The sequence below is a fragment of the Neisseria sp. HMSC070A01 genome (assembly GCF_001810165.1).
Lineage (GTDB): Bacteria > Pseudomonadota > Gammaproteobacteria > Burkholderiales > Neisseriaceae > Neisseria.
Genome location: NZ_KV800119.1, coordinates 41,482 through 63,851, shown reverse-complemented (window position 1 = coordinate 63,851; position 22,370 = coordinate 41,482). Strand labels below are relative to the sequence as shown.

Here is a 22,370-nt window from a genome sequence, read left to right as displayed (position 1 = left end):
AAGTCCAATGGAGACGATTTGAAGACTGGATAATCCGTTGTGTAACTAGCAAGGGAGAGGAAATACTTTAAAATCAAATTGTCTACGAATTATAAAAGGCCGTCTGAAAATTGAATTTCAGACGGCCTTTGGTTTCTTTATAACGTCGTTCGTATCATCAGAAACGATAGTTCACGCCCAAGGCAAATTCGCGGCCGCGTTCGTAGAAGGGCACGCGTCCGTTGCCGTCAGGGAAGCGTTGGCTATGCGAACGGTATTGCTTATTGCCGATGTTGTTGACGGCGAAGTTGACGTTCAGGTTGTCTTTTTTCAGCGGCTGCCAGTTGGCGTAGATGTCGTGTACGCCGTAGCCGGCTTTCTTGCTGTGTATCGTGCCTTGTCCGCGGGCGACGTCGGTGTATTTCACGCTTTGGGCGTAGCGGCCGCGCCAGCCGATTTCGAGTTTGGGGTTTTCAAACTGATAAGACAGGCCGGTCAGCCATTGGCGGCCGGTGTTCCAGAAGGTGAACGAGCTTTCGTGGTCTTCTGCTTGAATCGGGCTTTCGCCGTAGTACATTTCGCCGTTCAGGCGGGGTTTGACGTAGGATACGCCGGCGCGTGCGGTCAGGCCGCCCCAGCGGTAGGACGCGTCAAGTTCGTAGCCGTAGGTTTTGAGCGTGCCGCCGTTGTAAATCTTGCCGCGTTCGGTGATGGAGGCGGTGTTGTTGTTGATTTTTGCCCAACGATAGACGATGAGGTCTTTGATGCGTTGGTGGAACACGCTGCCGCTGACGTTGAAGTTGTCGTTGCGCCATTTGAAGCCCAATTCGGCACGGCGGGCGGTTTCGGCTTTGAGGTTGCTGTCCAAATCGGCGGCAGCGCCTGCGCGTTCGTTAGCCAACAGGGCTTCGTTCAGGCGGGGCGCACGGCTTGCCTGATTGAGGTTTGCCAAGAGGGAGAAGTTGTCGTTGATGTCCCAAATCGCGCTGATGCTGGGGTTCAGCTGTCCGTGCGACGCGCTTTGTTTGCTGGCGGCGTTGTATTTGAAATGGTCGTAACGCAGGCCGGTGGTCAGGGTAACGGGGTTCAGGTTCCAGATGCCTTCCGCGTACACGCCGTATTCGGCTTTCTTCTCTTTGTCGCGTTCATACAAACCGAGAATCTTCAGCCATGCGCCTTTGTCGGACGGCTCGGAGGTTTCGTGGCGGTAGTTGACGCCGTATTTCACCATGTGTCCGTCGCCGAAGGAGCTGGCGAGGTTCAGGTTGGCGCCGGTTGCTTTGATTTTGCTCAACTCAAGCTGACCGATGGGAACGCCGCCTTGAGCCGTGCCGGAGGCATGTGCTTTCGGGGAAGGCGCGCCTTTAGGTGGCTTGGTGTCGTCGGTGTTGATTTGGAAGACGTTGGCGTCAATTTTGTCGAGGAAGCCGACGTTGCGGCCACGGTATTCCAGATTGTAGGTCTGCTCTTTTTGATAAGTGCCGTCCACGCCGACATAGCTGTCAACGTTTTGGAACTCGGCTTTGTCGGTGCGGTTGCCTTTTTGGTATTCCTGACGGTAGGTCAGGCGGATGCCGTGGTCGTCGTTGAAGTCGTAGCCGAGTTTGGCGAGGTAGCTGTGCTGTTTCAGATGACTGCCGCGGTTGACATCGCCGTTGCCGTCTTTGTAGTCGCGGTTGTTGAGGAAGTTGCCTGCAAACAAGGCATCGAAGCCGTTTTGATAGCCGTAAACCGCCGCGTTGCCGGTTGAGCCTTTATTGCTGCTCAAGCCCGCGCCGAGTTTGAAACCGAAAGGTTTGCCGTCGGTCAGTAGGTCTTTCGCGTCAACCGTCGTTACGCGGATGGTACCGCCGACCGCGCCCAAGCCCGCGCTCGCCGCGCCCGTGCCTTTTTCGACGTTGATGCTTTTCACCAAAGCGGGGTCAAGCTGGAAGCGGCTTTGGTGGTGGAAAATTTTGGTGGATTGGCTGGTGCCGTCCACTTCCAAATTAATCTTGTCTTCGCCGACGCCGCGGATGCTGTAAAACTGCGCCACGCCGTTGCCGCCGCCGACATCCATACCGATTTGGTCTTTCATGACTTGTTTCAAATCGGTCGAAGTTTCGCGGTCAAGCTGATTGCGGGTAACGCGGGTCGGTACGGCAGTACCGGTAACCTTAATTTCATTCAGCTCGGCAGTTTCTGCTGGTTGCAAATTTTCGGCATGAGCGAAGCCTGTTGATAGTGCGAGTGTAATGAGACTAAGGCGGAATACAGGAAAAGAGGTTTTATTCATGATTTTTCCCAAGGAATAAAAAATTGACCGTTTATTCTAATTATTTTAATAATGATTATCAAACTACAAATAAATGTAAAAGAACATATTGGTCTCATTTTGATTTGTAGTTTGGATATTTTTATAAATATCAATTGGTTTGTTTATGGTTAAATTTTGTAAAACTATTTTGAGAGAAAATATGTTGAGGCTTACTGTTTTGCAACTGGAGAAAAGGGATGAGTTGAATATTTATCGATGATCAATATTGTGTATAGGTGTTTTAAAAGGCCGTCTGAAAATTATTTCAGACGGCCTTTAAGTTTAACAAGCTTAACTATGCAGTTTGTGAGGCTTGTTTATTTGGAAGGTGGTTGGGCATATCCGTTATCGGCTGGGAATGCGTCAGGTTCGCTATTTTTTTGCGTTGGGTCGTATAGTTCAAAAATAGCCGTACCAATTACACCTGTATTTTTGATGGAGCCTTTATCCGAGTTTGCAGCGTAAGAGTCTTCTGGGTTGCTGAATACAAAAGATGCTACAGCATCATCACTTTTACGGAAACCTTCGATTACCAGTGAATCATGTGGGTACAGAACATAGCCATCTGAGTATCTGCTGGCAGCCTGGCCTGAGATGACATCCAAACCATCTACGCTGGCTATAATTTCCAAAGTTTTATTGCTATTGTTCTTATAAACCAAACGGTATGACTGACCGTCTTTACCTTGCAAAAAGTAGTTGCTACCGTCGCGGAAGATTGGAAACAGGTCGCCATTGTCAGATTGCACGGATAATTCCACTTTGCCTGCTGCTAAAGAAATCGAGTTGATTTTTTTACCCTGATAATCTTTAGCTGAGTAGTTCAATACGCCTTCTGCCAAAGGGTTTTTCGTGACACGGCGCAAATCTACGGAATGAACGGAAGACTGTACTTCATCTCCCCAGCTGGTTCCTAGTTTTTCTGCTGTTTCTACGCTTTGATTGGCTATTTCTGAATCTGCTGGTGCAGGAGCTTCAGATGAAGGAGATTGCTGGGAACAAGCAGCTAAAATTGCAGCCAACAGCATTGTCAGCCACAATTTGAATTTTATTTTGAACATAATTGCTCCTGAGATAATTTAATAGGTTAACAATCTGAATATATTAAATAATATGAAAAATTATCCGTATTCTATACTATTAATCTAATTGGGTAGAAAGCAGAGCTGTAAAAACAAGATAAATTATTTATAGTAATTAAAATAGATTTGAAAACAAACCGGACTTTGATTTTGTGAGTTGGTATCGCTGGTTAATCTGTTTCTGTATAAAAAGGCCGTCTGAAAAGTGTTTTTCAGACGGCCTCACTACTTTTTACAGCAAAGGACTCATCAGGCGGACGGCATTTTCTACGAGGCCGCGGAGTTTGGAGCGTTGTTGCCATGATTTGATGGCAATGTAGCTGCTGTTTTTGAGGTAGTCACGTTGGAGGTTGCAGATTTGTTTGGTGGTGTCGCGATCGTAGATGGCGAGGCTGATTTCGAGGTTGAGGAAGAAGCTGCGCATGTCCATATTAACCGTACCGAAGAGGGAGTAGTCTTCGTCTATGGTCATGGTTTTGGCATGTAGAAGACCGCCTTCAAACATGGCGATTTTGACGCCGGCTTCCAGCAGCATAGGGTAGTAGGCGCGTGAGGCGTAGCGTACCATCAGTGAGTCGACTTTGGCAGGCAGTATCAGGGTTACTTTGACGCCGCGTTTGGCGGCGACGGTTAATGCCATGAGAAGCGGCTCGTCGGGGACGAAGTAGGGGGTGGTAATCGTGATTTGTTTGGTAGCGGCATAGATGGCGCTGATGATGGTTTCGTAAATGACGAAGCTGCTTTGCTCGGGAGCGGAGGGAATGATTTGGGCAACAATATTGCCTTGCTGCATTTTTTCGGGAAGGATTTGGGGCAGCAGGTTTTTTGCTTGGTTGAGGTATGTTTGTACGTTTTGGAGGTTTTTATCGGTTTCGACGGCAAGGTCGGCGAAGAAGACGGCTGACAGCTCCAGTACCATAGGCCCTGTGCAACGCATCATGGCATCTATCCATTCGCCGACGCCTGAGTTTTGTTTGAAGTAGCGCGGATCAACGAGGTTGAAGCTGCCGGTGTAACCGATTTTGCTGTCGATAACGAGGAGTTTACGGTGGTTGCGCAGATCGGTGCGTGTGAATAATGTACGCCAGATGCCGACAGGTAAGGAGGTATGTACTTCAACGCCGGCTTGGCGCAGTTTCTCTACCCAATCGCTTTCAAGAAAGCTCCTGCTGCCGACAGCATCGGCCAGTATCGCGCAGTCTACGCCTCTGGCTTTGGCGGCAAGGATTTCATTTAGAATTTCTTCGATGCGGCCTTTGGGTTCGATAATGTAAAAGGCCAACAGGCAGGAATGGGCTGCGGCGCGTATGTCGGCAAGCATGCTGTCGATGATGGTGTCGGTGGTTGAGAGCAGGCTCATGGCGTTGCCTCGGGTTGCACCCAGCCCCGTTCCTTTTTCGGCAACTTTACTGATGCCGTGGTAACGCGATTTCACTTGGTCGGCAATATCGAGATACATATCGGTAAGGTGGGCGGCGGCAAAGTTGCGGTAGAAACGGTTCATTTCGCCGGTACGTTTGGCGCGGGCCGTACCGAGACGCGGCTCGCCGATGAGGATGTAGGCGATGGTTCCGAATACGGGGAAAAGGAAGAGGATAATCAGCCATGCAAAGGTTGAGCCGATATTTTTTTGTTTGTACAACACGCGCAGCATGCAGGCGAGTGCGGCGCAGGTGTGGGCGAAGATAAAAATCTCGGTCCAGGTAATGTCTTTTAAGAAATTCATATTCGGTGGGGAGTGGTTGGGTTTTTCAATTTGAAGGTTGAGGCCGACAAGCTTCAAATATTAAGTATATAGAAAAACCGTCTGAAAACAAATTTACACGATAATTGTGTTTTTGTTTTCAGACGGCCTTTGCGTTGCTTTCATTAACTGTGATACTGACGGGACAATTCGTGTACGGTATCGACCAGAATTTTGGCGTGTTCGGGGTCGGCGTGTTGGTTGATGCCGTGGCCGAGGTTGAATACATGGCCGCTGCCGTTGCCGTAGTCGGCAAGAATGCGTGCGACTTCGGTGCGGATAGATTCGGGCGTGCCGAAGAGGGCAAACGGGTCGAAGTTGCCTTGCAGGGCGACTTGTTCGCCGACGCGACGGCGGGCTTCGCCGATGTTGCAGGTCCAGTCCAAGCCTAATGCGTCTGCGCCGATTTCTGCCATGCTTTCCAGCCATAAGCCGCCGCCTTTGGCAAATACGATAACAGGCACGCGGCGGCCTTCGCTTTCGCGTTTGAGTCCGGCTACGATTTGACGGATATATTTCAGGCTGAATTCTTTAAATGCGGCATCGCTCAACACGCCGCCCCAAGTGTCGAAAATTTGTACGGCTTGTGCGCCGGCATCGATTTGGGCATTGAGATAAGCGGTAACGGCTTGGGCATTGGTGTCGAGGATTTTATGCAGCAAATCAGGGCGCGAATACATCATGGTTTTGATGGTGCGGAATTCTTTGCTGCTGCCGCCTTCGACCATGTAGCAGGCGAGTGTGAACGGGCTGCCGGAGAAGCCGATGAGTGGAACGCGGCCGTCCAGTGCTTTGCGGATGGAAGTTACCGCGTCAAAGACGTATTGCAGTTTTTCCATATCGGGAACTTGCAGTTTGGCGATGTCGGCTTCGTGTTGCAAAGCGCGTTCAAATTTCGGGCCTTCGCCTTCGGCAAAATACAGGCCCAAACCCATGGCGTCGGGTACGGTCAGAATGTCGGAAAACAGAATTGCCGCGTCCAGATCGAAGCGGTCTAAAGGCTGGATGGTGACTTCGGTCGCCAGCTCGGTGTTTTTGCACAAATCGAGAAAGCTGCCTGCGCGTGCGCGCGTGGCTTTATATTCAGGTAGATAGCGTCCGGCTTGGCGCATCATCCAGATGGGTGTGTATTTGACAGGCTGTTTGAGCAGGGCGCGGAGGAAAGTATCGTTTTTCAGAGCAGTCATGATAAATAGGCTTTCTGATTTGGTGTGTTGGAACAAAGTTCAGACGGCCTTAGTTGTTTATTCAGGCCGTCTGAAATGATTAAATGGTTGGTTTAGTTGTAGATTTCATGTTGTCGCTTAATGCGAAATCAGCACATCAATTGGGTTGAGGAAGGGCTGCCGGATGTTCTTCTTCGGCCACGCTTTCCAAAACCAGATTGCGTTGTTCTTGCGCTTTTTGCGGCTGATCGGTTTCATCAAACACACGGGCCAAAACCAAATGCGCAGATACGCTGGGTTGCAGGGCGATGCTGGCTTCGAGGTAGCCTTGGGCTTTGCCCCAAAGTTTGCGGCCGTAAGCCAGTTGGCCAAGATACATCAACAGTAGCGCATTGTTCGGTTGTTCCTGCAACCAAGAATCTGCCAAATCGATGGCTTTTTGCTGGTCGCGCTCGCTTAGGAAACGAACGGATTCGACAAATGCTTCCAAAAGCTCGGGCTGGCGGTTTTGCGGATAATGGGTTTTTACCCATTTGACCGCTTCGGCATACAAGCCCAAACGCTCGTATTTTTCGGCAATCGCGACGCACAATTCGCCAGATTTCACACTTTCGGGAATCTGTTTCAAACAGGCTTTCAGACGGCCTGCATCGGTTACTTCGCTCAAGAGGCGGCGATATGCCCAGTTTTGATACTGTTCTGCTTCGTAATCGTTGATGGCGCCGGCTTTGACCAGTTTTTCCGCTTTTGCTAGGACATCTGAGGCATCGCCGTGATCAAAGGCATAACGCAATTGCAGGCGCACCAGGCGGCTTAAGTTGCCGTTGATTTTGGCTGCAGCTTCAAGATTTTGTGCGGCAGTCGGATAATCGCGGCGGCCCAGTGCGGATTCGGCCAGCAAAAGATGACGGGAAAGCTGTTGTTTTTGCGGAAGGTGTTCGATTTCGTGCAGGTAGCGGTCGCGCAGTTCGAAGTTTTCCATTTGGTCGGCCGCGTGCGCGCCCAACATCAAAGCCAGGGTGCGGTTGTCGCCGGCTTCTTTGTTTTGCAAGACTTTGGCGGCTTCTTGTTCGGCTTTTTCAAAACGGCCTTCAAAATATGCCAAACCTGCGCTGTTCAAAGAGGCAGAAGCCTGACGGCCTTTGCGGGCAATGCCGAATCGTTGCATACGCGCCGGAAGGTTCAAAAGGCCGAACACGAATTTAATCAGGAAATACAAGACGAATACGCTCAACAGCAGGCCTAAAACAAAGGCATGCAGATTGATGCGCAGCATGGTTTGCTCAACCACGACGTACACGTTGCCTGTATAAATGCCGGAAGCCAACGCTAAACCGACGGCGGCGGCAAACAGAATGACAATCCAAACGACGGTTTTCATGCTTGCTCTCCTTTAATTTTGGCAGCAGGCTTGGTTTGGTTTTGTGGTTTGGTAGCTTCGGCAGCCGGTTCTTTTTTGTTTTCAGACGGCAATGCAGGCGCTTCCAGAGATTGAGGGGCGGAAGCGGCGGCCGGTGCGGCAGTCGTAGCTTGATCGGCAGCTGCCGCCGGAGCGGAAGCGGTTTTCTCGGCAGCTTGGGTTTGGGCAGCCTCTTCGTTCGTCATTTGTGTACGCGAACCTTCTTGATAAGCGCGAACGGCACTCAAGCTGGCTTTCAGGCTGTCGTCTGAAATCATGCGGACATCAAGGGCTTTGAGTTCGGCCAACTCTTTCAGCCATGACTGGGTAGCAGGGGATTTGCTGTCGAAGTATTGCTTCACGGTTGCTTCAACATTGTTCAAATCGCTTTGATACACTTCGCTGTTGTGTTGCAACAGGGCAATGCGCGCATCCAAAAGGCGCAGGCGCAGGTTTTCACGGATGAAGTAGGTTTGTTCGGGCGAAATCAACATGGCGTCGTTGCTGTCCAGATGACGGACTTCAACCAAGCCTTTGAGGGCATTGAGGGATTTTTCCCATATATTTTCCCACCAAGTTCCTGAATGGGCGGTTTCGACAGGCGCGGCACCCGGTTTCAATACGCCGTCCAAGACCAAAGGCAGGCCGGAAATGGCGGTTTCCAAACGGTCGATACGCAGGGCGGTAGCGGAAATATCGACATAAGGACGGTTTTTCAGTGCGGCCAAATCATTGCTGATGGCTTGTTTGACGGGGATAAGCTCGGGCTGGTCAAAACGGCTCAGGCGGCTGTCGATGTGTTCCAATACGCTGACCGCGCCTTGAAGGTTGCCTGACAGCATCAATTGTTGCGAAGCAGTGTTCAGCATGGATTCGGCTTCGTCAACCAGCCAGTTGATACGGCCTTTAAGCAGCTCTTGATAAGCTTTTTGCGTTTGCAGAATTTGATCGCTATTGCTTTTTTGACCGTTGTTCAAGCGGTCTAACTCGGCCTGAATAGCGGTTTGGCGGTTGAGGTTGTCTTTTAAAAGGCTGGCGTTTTCAGACTCGCCCAACGCAGCTTTGTCGATTTTTTGATTGAATTCGAGCTCTTGGTTTTTTAAAACATTTTGACCCTGTACAAACAGGAATCCGCTCGCGCCCAAGCCAAGCAGTGCCAAGACGGTTGCACCTGCGGCCAAGGCTTTGCCGCCGGATTGTTTGATGATGACAGGGGCGTTGTTTTGTGGGAGATTGTTGGACTCGGGCATGCTCGCCTCCACTCGCTGAGGTTGGGTAGGTTTGATTGGTTCAGACGGCCTGGTGTTTTCAGAACGTTCAGGCGCCGAAGCTGCCGTATTGGCAACTTGTCGGGTATCTTTATTGTCTTCGACTTGGGTCACTGCTTGACTCCTTTGTGGCATGGATGAAAGTGCAGCGGATAAAGAAGTGACGGTTTCTACATGTTTGGCGCCGACGATGCGAAGTGCATCGGCAATGCGCGGATGGTGGGTAAAGTATAGCAAGGATTCGAAGAATCGGGAAAATTGCGGCGGAATCTGATGGAAAAATTCGCGTGCAAGTTCGCCGGATGTAACGTAGGCGGCGGCGATGTCTTCGGTTTTAAAGTGCTGCCAATCGATGGCGTGTGGCCGTCTGAAATAGATTTCGGCGAAGTCGATTTGGAAACCCAGTGCGCTTAATTTGTCTGCCAAATAATCGCGGCCGCCATGACCTCGAATAATGAGAACTCGGGCGTTGGGCGGTAGGTTTTTCCAAATAGGCATTCTCAAGACGGCTTCGCTGTCGTTGCCGTCTTCGGGAGAGAATACGGGATAAGGGGAGAATTGTGCCAAAGTATGTTGGCTGGTTTGGCCGACGGTAATGTGTGCTTTGGGGCCGTCTGAAAAGTTCAGGTGCGGCGCTGCGGTTTCAATAGCGGTCGGGCTGACCCAAAACACGACATCGGCTTGCTTGAATTGTTCGGGAAGTTTGTTTAGTCCCGAACGGTCTGCCTCTATTTCGATCGGACTCAATACTTGAGCCTGCCAACCGGCTGCATGGCAGGTTTGGATATCTTGTTGCGGACGGTTGGACGGACGGATAATGAGTAGAGTAGGCATAATGTGGGATAAATTATTAAGGTTTTAGGCCGTCTGAAAGAAGGGTTTCAGACGGCCTGTTGCCGGAGATACGTTATTGATCGACGAATGCGCGCTCAATCAGGTAGTCGCCGCGGACACCGGTTTTCGGAGAAACGGTCAGGCCGAATTCGTCCAAGACGTTGCAGGTGTCTTTCAACATAGCAGGGCTGCCGCACAACATGGCGCGGTCGTCTTGCGGATTGATTTTAGGCAGGCCGATGTCTTCGAAGAGTTTGCCGCTGCGCATTAAATCGGTCAGACGGCCGTGGTGTACATAGTCTTCGCGTGAAACGATTGGATAGTAAATCAGTTTTTCTTTAACCAAGTCGCCCAAGTATTCGTGTTCGGGCAATTCTTTGGTGAAGCGGTCGTAGTATGCCAAGTCTTTTTTGTAGCGTACGCCGTGAACCAAGATGATTTTTTCGAATTGCTCGTAAATTTCAGGGTCTTTGGTAATGCTCAAGAAAGGGGCGATGCCGGTACCGGTGCTCAAGAGGTAGAGGTGTTTGCCCGGATTCAGGTCGCCGGCAACCAGTGTACCGGTCGGTTTTTTACTGATGAGGACATCATCACCGACTTTAAGGTGTTGTAGGCGGCTGGTCAATGGGCCGTCTTGTACTTTAATGCTGAAAAATTCCAGATGCTCTTCCCAGTTGGCCGAAGCCACGCTGTATGCGCGCATCAGCGGTTTGCCGTCAACCATCAGGCCGACCATGACGAATTGGCCGTTTTCAAAGCGCAAAGATTCGTCACGGGTGCAGGTGAAAGTGAAGTAAGCGTCGGTCCAGTGGTGTACGGACAAGACTTTCTGGGTGTTGAATGCTGCCATTGATATTTCCTGTCGGATAAGGCCGTCTGAATAGGATAAGTCGGGGCGGCCGAGGTTAATAAAAAGAGTGGAATACGGCTTCAGCTACTTGCTCGCCGGTACGGCTGATTTTTCGCTGAGGCTGTGCAGGTCGGCATAGCGTCCGCCTGCGCTGATTAATTCTTGGTGTGTGCCTTGTTCGACGACATTGCCTTCATGCATGACAACGATGTTGTCTGCTTTTTCGATGGTAGAAAGTCGGTGGGCAATCACCAAAGTGGTACGGTTTTGCATCAGGTTTTCCAATGCGGTTTGCACCAAACGTTCGGATTCATTATCCAATGCACTGGTGGCTTCGTCCAAAATTAAAATCGGCGCGTTTTTCAAAAGCGCACGCGCAATAGCGAGACGTTGACGTTGGCCGCCGGACAGTTTTAAACCGTTTTCGCCGACTTCAGTGTGCAGGCCTTGCGGCATTTTTTGGATAAATTCCCAGGCATTGGCTGCTTTTGCGGCATTGATAATTTCTTCTTCGCTGAATTTGTCAGCTTGTGCATAGGCAATGTTTTCAGCAATCGTACCATTAAACAGGACAACGTTTTGGCTGACGAATGCCATGCGGCTGCGCAAGCTTTCGAGCGTATATTCATTGATGTTGATGCCGCCGATCAAAACTTCGCCTTCATTGGGATTAAGGAAGCGCGGCAACATATTGGCCAAGGTGGTTTTGCCGCAACCCGATGCGCCGACCAATGCAGTCACTTTGCCTTGCGGGACAAGCAGGTTGATGTGGTTCAAACTGTTGCGTTCGGCTTCAGGATAACGGTGTACAACATCGCAAAATTCGATATTGCCAGGGTTTGGGCTGAGGGTTTGTTTGCCTTCGTTGTTTTCTTCGGGTTGGTCCAAAAAGGTGAAGACGCTTTCTGCCGCCGCCAAACCGCGCTGCAGGGATTGCATCACACCGGTCATGCGTTTGATGGGGTCAAACATCATGATCATGCTGGACAAAAACGACATGAAATCGCCTGCACTAAAGCCGGAAAGCCCTGCTTGGCGGGCTGCTGCGTAAATAATTGCGGCCAGAGCGACCGAAGCCATCAATTGCGTAATACCGGTACCGGCAGAGCTGGCGGAAACCTGTTTGAGCAGGTTGCGGCGAACATCATTGGCAATACGGTCGAAGCGGCGGTTTTCATAATCTTGACCACCGTAGATTTTTACAACGCGTTCGCCATTAATACTTTCGCCCAAGACCTGCATCAGCTGGCCAAGATAAATTTGATTGTTGGCAGACAGTTTGCGCAGGCGTTTACTGACTGTTTGGATACATACGGCGACGACCGGTAAGATGATAAAAGTAATCAGGGTCAAACGCCAGTTCAGATAAGTCAGCAAGCCCAACAGGCCGACTACGCTCACGCCGTCTTTGGCAATCACGGTAATGACGTTAAACCCTGCATCGGTAATTTGATTGACGTCGTTCAAGATGCGAGACATCAAACGGCCGCCGGTATTGCTGCTGAAATACGAAGTCGGCAGGTGCATCATTTTGTTGAACATTTCACCGCGCAAGCGCTGCACCAAGTGGCTGGACAGATACGTCGTGCAATATTCGTTGATGAAGTTAAACAGGCCGCGAACGAAAAACAGCGCCACAATTGCCAGCGGCAACCATGACATGCTTTTCATGTTTTTATCGACAAAACCTTCATTGATCAAAGGTTTGAGCAAGTAACCGAAAGCCGGCATCGTACCGGCGACAATCAGCATGGCCACTACGGAGACGATAAACATCTTCCAATAGCTTTTCAAATATCCAAGCAAGCGCTTGTATAACTCCCAGTTGGATGTGGCTTGTGTTGTCTGCATATCAATCCAAATTTAGAGCAAACATGCAATTCTAAACGAAAATATCTGTCATTACAATGTTTGCAATTGAAAGTCAAAAGGAGTCGGTATTGTTTTAACGCCTTGATTTTATATTGGGAACGACTGTGGTTTGGTGGGTTTGGCAATAATGTTGCCCACTTCTTAAATATCGGTTGCGGCCGTCTGAAAAAGTTTCAGACGGCCTCATCAGTCGTCAAGGACGGCCGGTTAAGCCAGAGCTTCCTTAATGATGTCTTTTACTGCCGTCGCATTATTAGGGACAACACGGACCCGTTGCGGCAGATTTTCCAAGCCTTCCAATGCGGCAGGGCGGGGGATGGAAACTTCTCCGACCGCTTCATGGATGGTGGCTTCAAATTTGGCGGCCAGTGCGGTTTCGAGGCAGACGATAGTTTCGCCGGCCTCGCGGACTTCACGGGCAACTTTGACGCCATCGGCTGTATGCGGATCAATCAATTCATGATCTTGCTCGTAAACCTGTTTGATGGTGGCAAGGCGGTTGGCATGGGTCGATTTACCGGAAACAAAGCCATATTGTTGATGTACTTTGTTTAAGGCAAATTCCAAATTGAAGCCTTTGCCGGAGGCTACTTCCGCCCATAAGGTTTGGATTTCGTCCGCATCGCGGTCCATCAGGTCAAACACAAAACGCTCGAAGTTGGAGGCTTTGGAAATATCCATAGACGGGCTGGAAGTGACGTGGGTGTGTTCGCTGTTGCGTGGGCGGTATGCGCCGGTTTTGAAAAATTCGTCCAATACGTCGTTTTCGTTGGTGGCGACAATCAAGCGGTGGATAGGCAGACCCATTTGACGGGCGATATGGCCGGCGCAGACATTGCCGAAGTTGCCGCTTGGTACGCAGAAGCTGACTTTTTCGTCATTGCTTGATGTGGCGTTGAAATAACCGGCGAAGTAGTACACGACTTGGGCGACGATGCGGCCCCAGTTGATGGAGTTGACTGTGCCGATGTGGTATTTGGCTTTGAATTCGGCATCGTTTTGTACGGCTTTGACGATGTCTTGGCAGTCGTCAAACATGCCTTCAACGGCGATGTTGTGGATGTTGGCATCTTGTAGGCTGAACATTTGCGCGCGTTGGAATGCGCTCATTTTGCCTTCCGGAGACAGCATGAAGACGTTGACGCCTTTTTTACCGCGCAGGGCATATTCGGCGGCAGAGCCGGTATCGCCGCTGGTGGCGCCTAAGATATTGAGTTCTTTGCCTTCTTTATTCAATACATATTCAAACGCATTGCCCAAGAATTGCATGGCCATGTCTTTGAATGCCAAAGTCGGGCCGTTGGACAGGGCTTGGATTTTGATGCCGTCTGAAAGTGTACGCACCGGCGTGATGGCTTTGGTACCGAATACTTCTTCGGTGTAGGTGCGGTTGATGATGTCGCGTAAATCATCAGCAGGGATGTCGGTGGCAAACAGGCTCATGACTTCAAACGCCAGCTCGGGGTAACTGAGTGTGCGCCATTGGTCTAAAGTAGCACGGTCGATTTGAGGGTATTGCTCAGGCAGCATCAAACCGCCGTCAGGAGCTAAACCCATCAATAAAACTTCGCTAAATTGCTTGCGTGCGGTCGCACCGCGGGTGCTGATGTATTTCATGGTTTCTTCTCTATGTATTTAAAATTCAAATAGAAAGTCAAAACGAATTCAGACGGCCTTGATGTGAAAAAAGGCCGTCTGAACGATTATTTGTAGAGTCGTTTGAAGCAGGCGGTAACCGTTTTTGCAGTAACGGAAGCAATGGCCTGTTCGCGGGTTGCCGGACTCAATACCTGCATCATTTCGGTTGCAGTCAATTGGTTTGGCGCTTCTTCGCTGGCGCAGCCGCAGATTTTATTTTCCCATTCGGCTTGTTTTTCCGCGCTCATGGCCAAAGCGATGACGCGCCATTCGTTACGTTTGTTTAATTCGGTACGGCATTGGCTGTCTACCGCCATTTTTACTACGCTGCTGCCGATACCCGTACCGCTGCCCAAACCGCCGAAAGAGTCGCCGCCGGTAGCGCATGCACCCAATAAGAAAGCTGATGTAACAGCTGCCAAAAGAGCTTTTGAAGTCATGATGTTTCCTGTAAACAAGGCCGTCTGAAACGTCCGAAGAATTCTCAAAATAGCATGTATTATACCGTAATGCGGCCCGATATGTGTGTTTGCGAAACTACCGTATAATGCTAGCGAGTTTTCTTTTCAATCAATCAGCACGAAAGCCTCTATGTCTGACCTTTTCGCCCGCCAACCCGAAGCCCCTTTAGCCGAACGCCTGCGCCCGCATTCTTTAGATGATGTCATCGGGCAGCAGCACTTAATCGGTGAGGGCAAACCTTTGCGCGTGGCGGTGGAAGGAGGAAAGCCACATTCTATGTTGCTGTGGGGGCCGCCGGGCGTAGGCAAAACCACGCTGGCACGGATTTTGGCGCAGAGTTTCAATGCGCAGTTTCTGCCTGTTTCCGCCGTATTTTCCGGCGTGAAAGACATACGCGAGGCCATTGAAAAAGCTGAAATTGCCTTGCAACAAGGGCAAGCGACGATTTTGTTTGTTGACGAGGTACACCGCTTCAACAAAGCGCAACAGGACGCATTTTTGCCTTATGTCGAAAGCGGCTTATTAACCTTTATTGGCGCGACCACGGAAAACCCGTCATTTGAAGTCAATCCGGCATTGCTCAGCAGGGCGCAGGTTTATGTCTTGCAATCCTTGTCTTCAGACGACCTAAAAAAACTGATTGCCAAAGTATTGGCTTTGCCCGAATACCAAGACTTTACGATTGAAGCGGATGCGCAAGAATTGCTTGTGAATACCGCCGACGGCGATGCGCGCAGATTGTTGAATTTATTGGAACAACTTTTACGTGCTGCCGATACACGCCGTCTGAAAACCTTAACCGCCGAATTTCTCGCCGACAGTCTCGGGGCGCAAATCCGCCGTTTTGATAAGGGTGGCGAGAGTTTCTACAACCAAATCTCCGCCCTGCACAAATCCGTACGCGGTTCGCATCCTAACGCGGCATTGTATTGGTTCTGCCGTATGCTCGACGGTGGCACCGACCCGCGCTATCTCGCCCGCCGCATTGTCCGCATGGCATGGGAAGACATCGGCTTGGCTGATCCGCGTGCCTTAACGATTGCTAATGATGCCGCCGCGACTTATGAGCGCTTAGGCTCGCCGGAAGGGGAGCTTGCTTTGGCGCAAGCCGTGTTGTACCTTGCCGCCGCTGCCAAATCCAATGCAGGCTATAAGGCATACAACCAAATGCGCCGTTTCGTCAAAGAAAATGCCAGCGACGAAGTGCCTGTCCACCTGCGCAATGCGCCGACCAAGTTGATGAAAGAATTGGGTTACGGACGCGAATATCGCTACGCCCATGATGAACCAAATGCCTACGCCGCCGGCGAAAGCTATATGCCCGACGGCTTGGACGAACCCGACTTCTACCAACCCGTCCCTCGCGGATTGGAAATCAAAATTGGTGAAAAGCTGAAATGGCTGAAATCCTTGGATGAAGATGCGCTGGATGATTAAAACAATAAATGTGTCTCAAGTTTCAGACGGCATTTGGCTATTTTGAGCGTAATAAATTGTTTAATATTGGCATTAGATCTTTAATTTCGCTATAATTTTGTCATCCTATTTTCTTGCCGAATAATCGAATACATAAAAAATCGCGGCTGCTGAACCCGATTTCCGAAACAAAATTAGAAAGCAGATAATGGATAATTTAGATCAAAGTCGTAGCCGTGCATGGCGACGACATCAAGAGCAACGCCCCAGTCATCGTGTACGTGGCAAAAATCCTTTGAAATATAAACCCGAAAAAAAGTGGGATTTGATGTATCTCCGCAGCAATAAAATCAAACGTGCACAAAAACTGGGTTTTATTTATCCGTTCAGACAGCATGAATTTGATGCTGAATGGTTTGACTAACTCAAAAGATACATTTTCGATTCAATCGAGATGGTTTTCACAAGGCGGATATTTTCCGCCTTTTTTAATTTTTATGAATGCACTTTTTATTTGTAGTCGTAACCAATGGCGCAGTCCTACCGCTGAAACCGTATTTCGACGTTATCCAAATGTACAGGCACGTTCTGCAGGAACCAGCCCCAATGCGCGGCATACTGTTTCCATAGATGACATTGCATGGGCGGATAAGATTTTCGTAATGGAACAAAAACATAAGAGCCGTCTGCTGGCACAGTTTCCCCGTACTTTGCAATATAAGGAAATGATTGTTTTAGATATTCCTGATGATTATCGATACATGGATGAAGAATTGATAGAAATATTGAAGGAAAGTGTCGTGCCTTATCTGTCTAGATAATGAGGTTTTCCTCAAGATTATCTGAAAAAAATATGACTTACTTCTAGGTAAAATTTATTCCAAAACATCATTTACTTCACGCATCACTGACAAATAAAACGCAAATCTAAGATCAAATTGAATTTTTCAGACGGCATTTGATGTATGAATGTTTTTAACCTATACCACACATAATTTTTTATGAATATTCTCGAAGCCTTACTATTATTGTGCCTACTGATCGTCATTAGCGCGTTTGTGTCCTGTTCAGAACTTGCGCTTGCTTCGGCGCGCAAAATCAAATTGCAGGTCATGGCGAAAGACGGCGGCGATACACGCGCGCTGGATGTGCTCAATATGCAGCAGCAGCCGGGTAGTTTTATTACCGTCGTCCAAATCGGTTTGAACGCCGTCGCCATTCTTGCCGGTATCGTCGGAGAGGCGGCGGTGCGCCCCTATTTTGACGGCTTGTTGGCAAACGCTGGCAGTTGGGGCAGTACGGCTGCGTCGCTGCTGACATTTACGTTGGTAACAGGCAGCTTTATCCTGATTGCCGACCTGATGCCCAAGCGCGTGGCGATGACCCACCCTGAAGCGGTGGCGGTACGCATTGTGCGGCCGATGATGTTTTTAATTTTTATCTTAAAGCCGTTTATTTTGATTTTTGACGGATTGGCAAACGCAATATTCAAGCTCTTCAAAATTTCTACCGTCCGTCAGGAGCAACTGACTTCGGAAGATATTTACGCCGTCGTCGATGCCGGTGCGCAGGCTGGTGTGTTGAAAGAACAAGAACACTATCTGATTGAAAACATTTTCGATATGCAAGAGCGCAAGGTAACTTCCACCATGAGCACGCGCGAATACATTGTCTATTTCGATAAACACGATGACAGCGATACCGTGTTGGAAATGATGTCGGACAAACCGCACAACAAATTCCTTGTATGCGACGGCGATTTGGAACGCGTCATCGGCTATATCGAATCGCACACGCTATTGACCCTGTTTTTAAAAGGAAAAGACGTCCGCCTGACCGACAAGCGTGTATTGCGCAAAGTCTTGTTCATCCCTGACACGCTGTCGCTTTACGATGTATTGGAAACCTTCAAAACTTCCGGCGAAGACTTTGCCGTCGTAGTGAACGAATACGCGCTCGTGGTCGGTGTGGTAACGCTGAAAGACGTGATGAGCATTGTCATGGGCGAGCTGGTCAATACCGAAGAAGAGCCGCAAATCATCCGCCGCACCGAAGACACCTGGCTGGTGGATGGCGCGACCCCGCTCGCCGATGTCATGCGTGCGTTGGATATCGAAGAGTTTCCCGGTTCGGAAAACTACGAAACCATCGCCGGCTTTATGATGTATTCCCTGCGCAAAATCCCGAAGCGCACGGATTTTCTGGTTTATGCCGGTTATAAGTTTGAAATCATCGATACTGAAAATTTGAAAATCGACCAGCTTTTGGTTTCAAAACAAGGAAATATGGTGGGGAAAATGTAACGGGTTGCTGGGAACACATGACAAGAAAATTAAAAAATAAATAAAAAGGAAAAAATATTATGACGACTAACGAACCTCAAAAATACGCCCGCAGCCTGCATGCGCCCATCAGCCTCGGCACAACCTCTGACGACCGCTTTATGCCGCGTGGCTTTCTTTCATATTTTGCCGAGCTGCCGAAGTTGGTTTTAACCGAAAAATTAGATGGACAAAACAACTGCTTTGCTGCACACGGCCTCTATGCCCGTAGTCATACTGCACCTACCCAGCATCCGTGGGATAAACCTTTGCTGCAACGATGGCAGCAAATCAAAGATGATTTGGGCGATCTCGAACTTTTTGGCGAGAAGACGAAGTCATCCACCGCGACAATATGGCGTCGCATGGGTAGGGAAGGGGAAAAGTAAATATATAAGGTCATCTGAAACTCAAAAATGCGGTTTCAGACGACCTTTGATTTAGGCCTATGCAGGCTGTAGCGTGGGCAACGGCAGTTTGGGCAAGCCCGCTTTCCATAGGCAAATTATGAACCAATATCCGAACATTGCCTCATGAGGGACACGATATTCAACGGGCAGTAAAATAATCTACGCCGACGACTGAGGAGAGTTCGAGCCGCCAAAATACTGCCTGTACTTCATAGACAGAAGGGTCGGGCAGAAGGGATAAATCGAAAATCCTCAACCAGCTTTTGAAAGCCAATGTCCGCTACGGCGGACTGCAAGCAGGTAAAAATAGCTTTCCAGTTGCGAATAGGCAATCGAATGAATGCCATACATAATGTAGATGTTTTAAATTATATATCCATTAACTCATAAGAAACATTTCCGGTTTCTAGTAACTCAATAAATACTCTTTTAATAAAATCAAAGTCTTCTATCACCGAACAAGCTGGATAGGGTTCTCCCTCAAAGTAAACCAATCCAGGAGTACCATTAAAGTCAGATTTTGTTCTAATTAGGAACTCCCCATCTTTTCCATACTCAATTAAAGTAAATAAATATCTTTCACCGTCACATTGAACTGATAATCCTGAGATTCCAACTTCTGGCTCTGGGATAAACTCTAACCCCGCAGCCCCCTCATTTAGTTCAATATTATTAAGTATAGATATCATTTTATCTTTATCAATAGAAGATACTCTCTCCCTATTAGATGCTATAATCCAGTCCTTTCCTCTTTGAAATCCACAGGTAAAAAATAAATTATTTGTCATTTTTTTTGGTTCCTTTATTGATCGTTGACCTTTAGACCAAACGTACACTTTGGGTAACTTAGTTCTATTATCTATTACATGAACAGTAACAGATTTTAACCCAGCTTTTTCAGCAGCTGTAGCTATATCATTTTTACAATAATCACAAACATCCTTACCTTGAACATTAATGACCATACTTTTACCTTTAGTTACACCTCGGTCATAAGCCTGTTGAATAGCTCCTATTTCTGCATGAGCATTTTCCATATTACTATTTGGATAAGGCGAGCCGTTTTTTAAAGGCGGTTTCGCTGCCACATTTTCTGCAATTAGTGTCAGTTTATTTGGATCTGAAAATTTATCCGCCCTAGCCATCTGATTGGTATCAACATAAACCCTGCCATTAACATCCACTCTCGCAATGACATCAATCTTCTCAAGTTTTGTGCCTTGTGCTTTAAGCATTTCGTTTGATAGCTGCTCTTTTAATGGGATAGATTTAGCATTATTCTCCGCACCAGAAGAAATTTTAATCTTATGGTTTTCATATCCTTTTGTTTTCCCAATAATCGGCAATTTTTCGTTTGCATTGGCTCCTTTTGGCAACTTAGTTAAGGCTAGTGCCCCTAACCCCGCAGCTTCAGCAGCACCTTTTCCTACATTAGCTGCGATTTCTACCAACACACCAAAATAACCAAAGCATTGAAAGCGGAGACTTATTTTTGCCGCCCTTACCATTCTTGGGAGAAAGGGCTGAATGAGAACACCAACGGACTCATCCGGCAATACTTCCCCAAACAAACCGATTTCCGCAACATCAGTAATCGGGAGATACGCAGGGTTCAAGATGAGTTGAACCACCGACCAAGAAAAACACTTGGCTACGAAACGCCAAGTGTTTTATTCTTGAATCTATTCCAACCACTGATACACTAGTGTTGCACTTGAAATCCGAATCCAAGGCCGTCTGAAACAATCCAATGTTTCAGACGGCCTTTTTATGAAATCAAAAATTGTTAGAGCTAAGACAGAGGTCTTTATTCGCAATTTAAGCCTTTTGTTTTTTCAGCGAATGTATCCATGGCAATTTGGCACATGCGTTCACGTTGGCCTACGTCGGCGGCAGGCAGGATTTGGCGCAGGTATTTTGTGTTGTCGCGTTGGAACGATGCTTTATCGCCTGCTTTTTGGTAACACGCATCCGCACGGGTAAAGTATTGCTGGCAGATTTTCGGCAACTCTTCAAAGGACAAGGGTTTGCTTTTGTGCATGCCGTGTGCGGAGACGGAGAGGGAGGAAAGGGCGCACAGCGCGATGATTAAGGTTTGGGAAATGGTTTTCATGGTCAGCCTATTTATTGAAGTGGTGTTTAAATTAATTGTTCGCCCCAATGCAGCTTTTGGCGCAGGGTTTTGAAGTATTGGTAATCGGTGGGATGGAGGACGCGCAAGGGGTTGTGATAGCGGCGGATGATGATGCGGTCGAAGTTTTGCACGTCGATATGGGATTGTCCGTCAAAATGTGCGCGTGCGTCGCCGCTTTTGGTAATGAGGATTTCGATTACGCTGGTGTCGGGGATGGCAATCGGGCGGTTGGTCATGGATTGCGGGCAGATGGGCACGAGCGTGAAGGCGTGCAAACCGGCCTGCATGATGGGGCCGCCGGCGGCAAGCGCGTAAGCGGTCGAACCTGTCGGTGTGGAAATAATCAGGCCGTCCGAGCGTTGGGTATAGACAAATTCTTGATTGATAAATACTTCAAATTCAATCATTTGGCCTGCGCCGCCACGAGACAGTACGGTATCGTTGAGGGCGAGGGCGCGTTCGATGGTTTCGCCGTCACGAATGATGCTGGCTTCGATGAGGATGCGCTCTTCGGGCAGATATTTGCCTTCCAGTACGGGGCGGATGCCCTCAACCATGGTGTCGCGTGAGATTTGGGTGAGGAAGCCCAAGTGGCCTTGATTGATGCCGATGATGGGGACGGCGCGCGGGGCGACTTCACGGGCGGCGGAGAGGAAGGTGCCGTCGCCGCCGAGTACAACGACAAGGTCGCAGTATTTGCCCAGCTGGGCTTTGTTTACGGTTTCGCAGTAGGCGGAATCTTGGATATAGACGCAGTGTTCTTCTACGCTCAATTCATCCAGATAGATGGTGAAGCCGTTTTCGCGCAGAAAAGAAACCAATGTGTGGACGGTATCTTGAATCTCGGGCGTATTGGGACGCGTAACGATACCGATGTTTTTAAATGGGCTTTTCATGTAATAGGCCGTCTGAAATTAAGTATTTAATCTATCCAGATATCGCGCTCGAGGCGGTCGAGGCGTTCGTTTAAGCGGGCAACGTCGTCGCGCAGTTTGTCCACTTCTTCCAACCATGCGGCAAGCGTGGCTTGGTCGATAACAGGGGATTCGGGTTCGCGTGAAAAGTCGCTGATTTGCTCGGCAATGCTTTTGCCGATTTTTTTCATGGTGCGGCCGATGTCGCCGGCGCGCGAGCTGATGCTTTCTGCGGCCACATGACCGAATACGCGCGCCAAATCTTCGCTCGGATAATAGCGCAATCCACCCAAAATAGGAAGGACGGACATGCCCAATACCAAGTCGCCTTCAAGGCTGATATCGCCCACGCCGGGCTGGCCGCCTTGGAGGATTTTTTGGATGGCGCTGTTGTGGAATGTGATGTTGGTGTCGGCGGTGTCGTTTGCGGTTTCAAGAAAACCTTGTTCGCTGATGCGTCCGGTCAGTCTGAAACCGGTCAGGCTGATGCAGATGATGCTGCCTGCAAATTCAGACAGCTCGCGCTGTTGCTCCGGATTTTGCTGTATCAGGTGGTTGATAATGGGAAATAGGGCGGACATGGTT

At 49.0% G+C, this 22,370-nt stretch carries 18 protein-coding genes and 2 pseudogenes; 6 read left to right on the top strand and 14 right to left on the bottom strand.

Annotation, left to right across the window (positions count from 1 at the left end):
• Positions 1–157 precede the first annotated feature (157 nt).
• From HMPREF2711_RS01535 to HMPREF2711_RS01490, 11 genes and pseudogenes are all read right to left on the bottom strand, one after another.
• Positions 158–2,254, bottom strand: coding sequence for a TonB-dependent receptor plug domain-containing protein (locus HMPREF2711_RS01535; protein ID WP_003746316.1), 2,097 nt, complete (start codon positions 2,252–2,254; stop codon positions 158–160).
• 338 nt (positions 2,255–2,592) lie between these two features.
• Complete coding sequence (locus HMPREF2711_RS01530; RefSeq protein WP_003746318.1) at positions 2,593–3,336, bottom strand: hypothetical protein; 744 nt, start codon at positions 3,334–3,336, stop codon at positions 2,593–2,595.
• A 253-nt stretch (positions 3,337–3,589) separates the two neighbouring features.
• The gene (gene cls, locus HMPREF2711_RS01525) at positions 3,590–5,083 is read right to left on the bottom strand and encodes a cardiolipin synthase (protein ID WP_070615296.1); all 1,494 of its coding nucleotides are present in this window, start codon (positions 5,081–5,083) and stop codon (positions 3,590–3,592) included.
• A gap of 143 nt (positions 5,084–5,226) precedes the next feature.
• Entirely contained in the window at positions 5,227–6,288 is a 1,062-nt protein-coding gene (gene hemE / locus HMPREF2711_RS01520; protein WP_003746322.1) for a uroporphyrinogen decarboxylase, read from the bottom strand.
• A 136-nt stretch (positions 6,289–6,424) separates the two neighbouring features.
• A complete protein-coding gene (locus HMPREF2711_RS01515; protein ID WP_070615294.1) occupies positions 6,425–7,648 on the bottom strand; it encodes a heme biosynthesis protein HemY in 1,224 nt (407 codons plus the stop codon).
• Complete coding sequence (locus HMPREF2711_RS11225) at positions 7,645–8,916, bottom strand: uroporphyrinogen-III C-methyltransferase (protein ID WP_283118163.1); 1,272 nt, start codon at positions 8,914–8,916, stop codon at positions 7,645–7,647. Before HMPREF2711_RS11225 ends, HMPREF2711_RS01515 begins: the two co-directional genes overlap by 4 nt.
• Before the next feature lie 159 nt (positions 8,917–9,075).
• Positions 9,076–9,768 (bottom strand): annotated as a pseudogene (locus tag HMPREF2711_RS11220) (uroporphyrinogen-III synthase); the annotation flags it as partial.
• Between the two features lie 73 nt (positions 9,769–9,841).
• Positions 9,842–10,618, bottom strand: coding sequence for a ferredoxin--NADP reductase (locus HMPREF2711_RS01505; protein WP_003746329.1), 777 nt, complete (start codon positions 10,616–10,618; stop codon positions 9,842–9,844).
• Between the two features lie 84 nt (positions 10,619–10,702).
• Positions 10,703–12,469, bottom strand: coding sequence for a lipid A export permease/ATP-binding protein MsbA (gene msbA / locus HMPREF2711_RS01500; protein ID WP_003746332.1), 1,767 nt, complete (start codon positions 12,467–12,469; stop codon positions 10,703–10,705).
• 228 nt (positions 12,470–12,697) lie between these two features.
• Positions 12,698–14,107 (bottom strand): threonine synthase, encoded by a 1,410-nt coding sequence (gene thrC / locus HMPREF2711_RS01495; RefSeq protein WP_003746333.1) that lies wholly within the window; start codon positions 14,105–14,107, stop codon positions 12,698–12,700.
• Between the two features lie 86 nt (positions 14,108–14,193).
• A complete protein-coding gene (locus tag HMPREF2711_RS01490; protein ID WP_003746335.1) occupies positions 14,194–14,568 on the bottom strand; it encodes a hypothetical protein in 375 nt (124 codons plus the stop codon).
• 151 nt (positions 14,569–14,719) lie between these two features.
• On the opposite strand from HMPREF2711_RS01490, the gene HMPREF2711_RS01485 reads away from it, so the two are divergent.
• From HMPREF2711_RS01485 to HMPREF2711_RS10710, 6 genes and pseudogenes are all read left to right on the top strand, one after another.
• Positions 14,720–16,027: a replication-associated recombination protein A gene (locus tag HMPREF2711_RS01485; protein ID WP_003746337.1), complete on the top strand. Its 1,308-nt coding sequence runs from the start codon at positions 14,720–14,722 to the stop codon at positions 16,025–16,027.
• A gap of 187 nt (positions 16,028–16,214) precedes the next feature.
• A complete protein-coding gene (locus tag HMPREF2711_RS01480; protein WP_003746339.1) occupies positions 16,215–16,430 on the top strand; it encodes a hypothetical protein in 216 nt (71 codons plus the stop codon).
• The gene (locus HMPREF2711_RS01475; protein WP_231288066.1) at positions 16,402–16,827 is read left to right on the top strand and encodes a low molecular weight protein tyrosine phosphatase family protein; all 426 of its coding nucleotides are present in this window, start codon (positions 16,402–16,404) and stop codon (positions 16,825–16,827) included. The genes HMPREF2711_RS01480 and HMPREF2711_RS01475 overlap by 29 nt, the downstream gene beginning before the upstream one ends.
• A 180-nt stretch (positions 16,828–17,007) precedes the next feature.
• Positions 17,008–18,309, top strand: a complete 1,302-nt coding sequence (locus tag HMPREF2711_RS01470; protein WP_003746343.1) for a polyamine export protein PaeA — start codon at positions 17,008–17,010, stop codon at positions 18,307–18,309.
• Between the two features lie 59 nt (positions 18,310–18,368).
• A complete protein-coding gene (locus tag HMPREF2711_RS01465) occupies positions 18,369–18,716 on the top strand; it encodes an RNA ligase family protein (RefSeq protein WP_003746345.1) in 348 nt (115 codons plus the stop codon).
• A 1,460-nt stretch (positions 18,717–20,176) separates the two neighbouring features.
• Positions 20,177–20,443 (top strand): annotated as a pseudogene (locus HMPREF2711_RS10710) (IS30 family transposase); the annotation flags it as partial.
• A 101-nt stretch (positions 20,444–20,544) separates the two neighbouring features.
• Here the strand turns inward: HMPREF2711_RS10710 and HMPREF2711_RS01455 are convergent.
• The 3 genes from HMPREF2711_RS01455 to HMPREF2711_RS01445 are packed head-to-tail and all read right to left on the bottom strand — an operon-like array spanning position 20,545 to position 22,366.
• The gene (locus HMPREF2711_RS01455) at positions 20,545–20,850 is read right to left on the bottom strand and encodes a hypothetical protein (protein WP_003746349.1); all 306 of its coding nucleotides are present in this window, start codon (positions 20,848–20,850) and stop codon (positions 20,545–20,547) included.
• Positions 20,851–20,876: 26 nt separating this feature from the next.
• Complete coding sequence (locus HMPREF2711_RS01450; RefSeq protein WP_003746351.1) at positions 20,877–21,767, bottom strand: NAD(+) kinase; 891 nt, start codon at positions 21,765–21,767, stop codon at positions 20,877–20,879.
• Between the two features lie 26 nt (positions 21,768–21,793).
• Positions 21,794–22,366 (bottom strand): ubiquinone biosynthesis accessory factor UbiJ, encoded by a 573-nt coding sequence (locus HMPREF2711_RS01445; protein ID WP_003746353.1) that lies wholly within the window; start codon positions 22,364–22,366, stop codon positions 21,794–21,796.
• Positions 22,367–22,370: the final 4 nt, after the last annotated feature.

Bases quoted from the DNA above. Each gene is read 5' to 3' on its own strand.
- HMPREF2711_RS01445 (WP_003746353.1), bottom strand. From the start codon at position 22,366: ATGTCCGCCCTATTTCCCATTATCAACCACCTGATACAGCAAAATCCG.
- HMPREF2711_RS01530 (WP_003746318.1), bottom strand. From the start codon at position 3,336: ATGTTCAAAATAAAATTCAAATTGTGGCTGACAATGCTGTTGGCTGCA.
- HMPREF2711_RS01465 (WP_003746345.1), top strand. From the start codon at position 18,369: ATGACGACTAACGAACCTCAAAAATACGCCCGCAGCCTGCATGCGCCC.
- msbA (WP_003746332.1), bottom strand. From the start codon at position 12,469: ATGCAGACAACACAAGCCACATCCAACTGGGAGTTATACAAGCGCTTG.
- HMPREF2711_RS01535 (WP_003746316.1), bottom strand. From the start codon at position 2,254: ATGAATAAAACCTCTTTTCCTGTATTCCGCCTTAGTCTCATTACACTC.
- HMPREF2711_RS01470 (WP_003746343.1), top strand. From the start codon at position 17,008: ATGAATATTCTCGAAGCCTTACTATTATTGTGCCTACTGATCGTCATT.
- HMPREF2711_RS01455 (WP_003746349.1), bottom strand. From the start codon at position 20,850: ATGAAAACCATTTCCCAAACCTTAATCATCGCGCTGTGCGCCCTTTCC.
- HMPREF2711_RS01475 (WP_231288066.1), top strand. From the start codon at position 16,402: ATGAATTTGATGCTGAATGGTTTGACTAACTCAAAAGATACATTTTCG.
- HMPREF2711_RS01485 (WP_003746337.1), top strand. From the start codon at position 14,720: ATGTCTGACCTTTTCGCCCGCCAACCCGAAGCCCCTTTAGCCGAACGC.
- HMPREF2711_RS11225 (WP_283118163.1), bottom strand. From the start codon at position 8,916: ATGCCCGAGTCCAACAATCTCCCACAAAACAACGCCCCTGTCATCATC.
- HMPREF2711_RS01480 (WP_003746339.1), top strand. From the start codon at position 16,215: ATGGATAATTTAGATCAAAGTCGTAGCCGTGCATGGCGACGACATCAA.
- HMPREF2711_RS01490 (WP_003746335.1), bottom strand. From the start codon at position 14,568: ATGACTTCAAAAGCTCTTTTGGCAGCTGTTACATCAGCTTTCTTATTG.
- HMPREF2711_RS01515 (WP_070615294.1), bottom strand. From the start codon at position 7,648: ATGAAAACCGTCGTTTGGATTGTCATTCTGTTTGCCGCCGCCGTCGGT.
- thrC (WP_003746333.1), bottom strand. From the start codon at position 14,107: ATGAAATACATCAGCACCCGCGGTGCGACCGCACGCAAGCAATTTAGC.
- HMPREF2711_RS01450 (WP_003746351.1), bottom strand. From the start codon at position 21,767: ATGAAAAGCCCATTTAAAAACATCGGTATCGTTACGCGTCCCAATACG.
- HMPREF2711_RS01505 (WP_003746329.1), bottom strand. From the start codon at position 10,618: ATGGCAGCATTCAACACCCAGAAAGTCTTGTCCGTACACCACTGGACC.
- cls (WP_070615296.1), bottom strand. From the start codon at position 5,083: ATGAATTTCTTAAAAGACATTACCTGGACCGAGATTTTTATCTTCGCC.
- hemE (WP_003746322.1), bottom strand. From the start codon at position 6,288: ATGACTGCTCTGAAAAACGATACTTTCCTCCGCGCCCTGCTCAAACAG.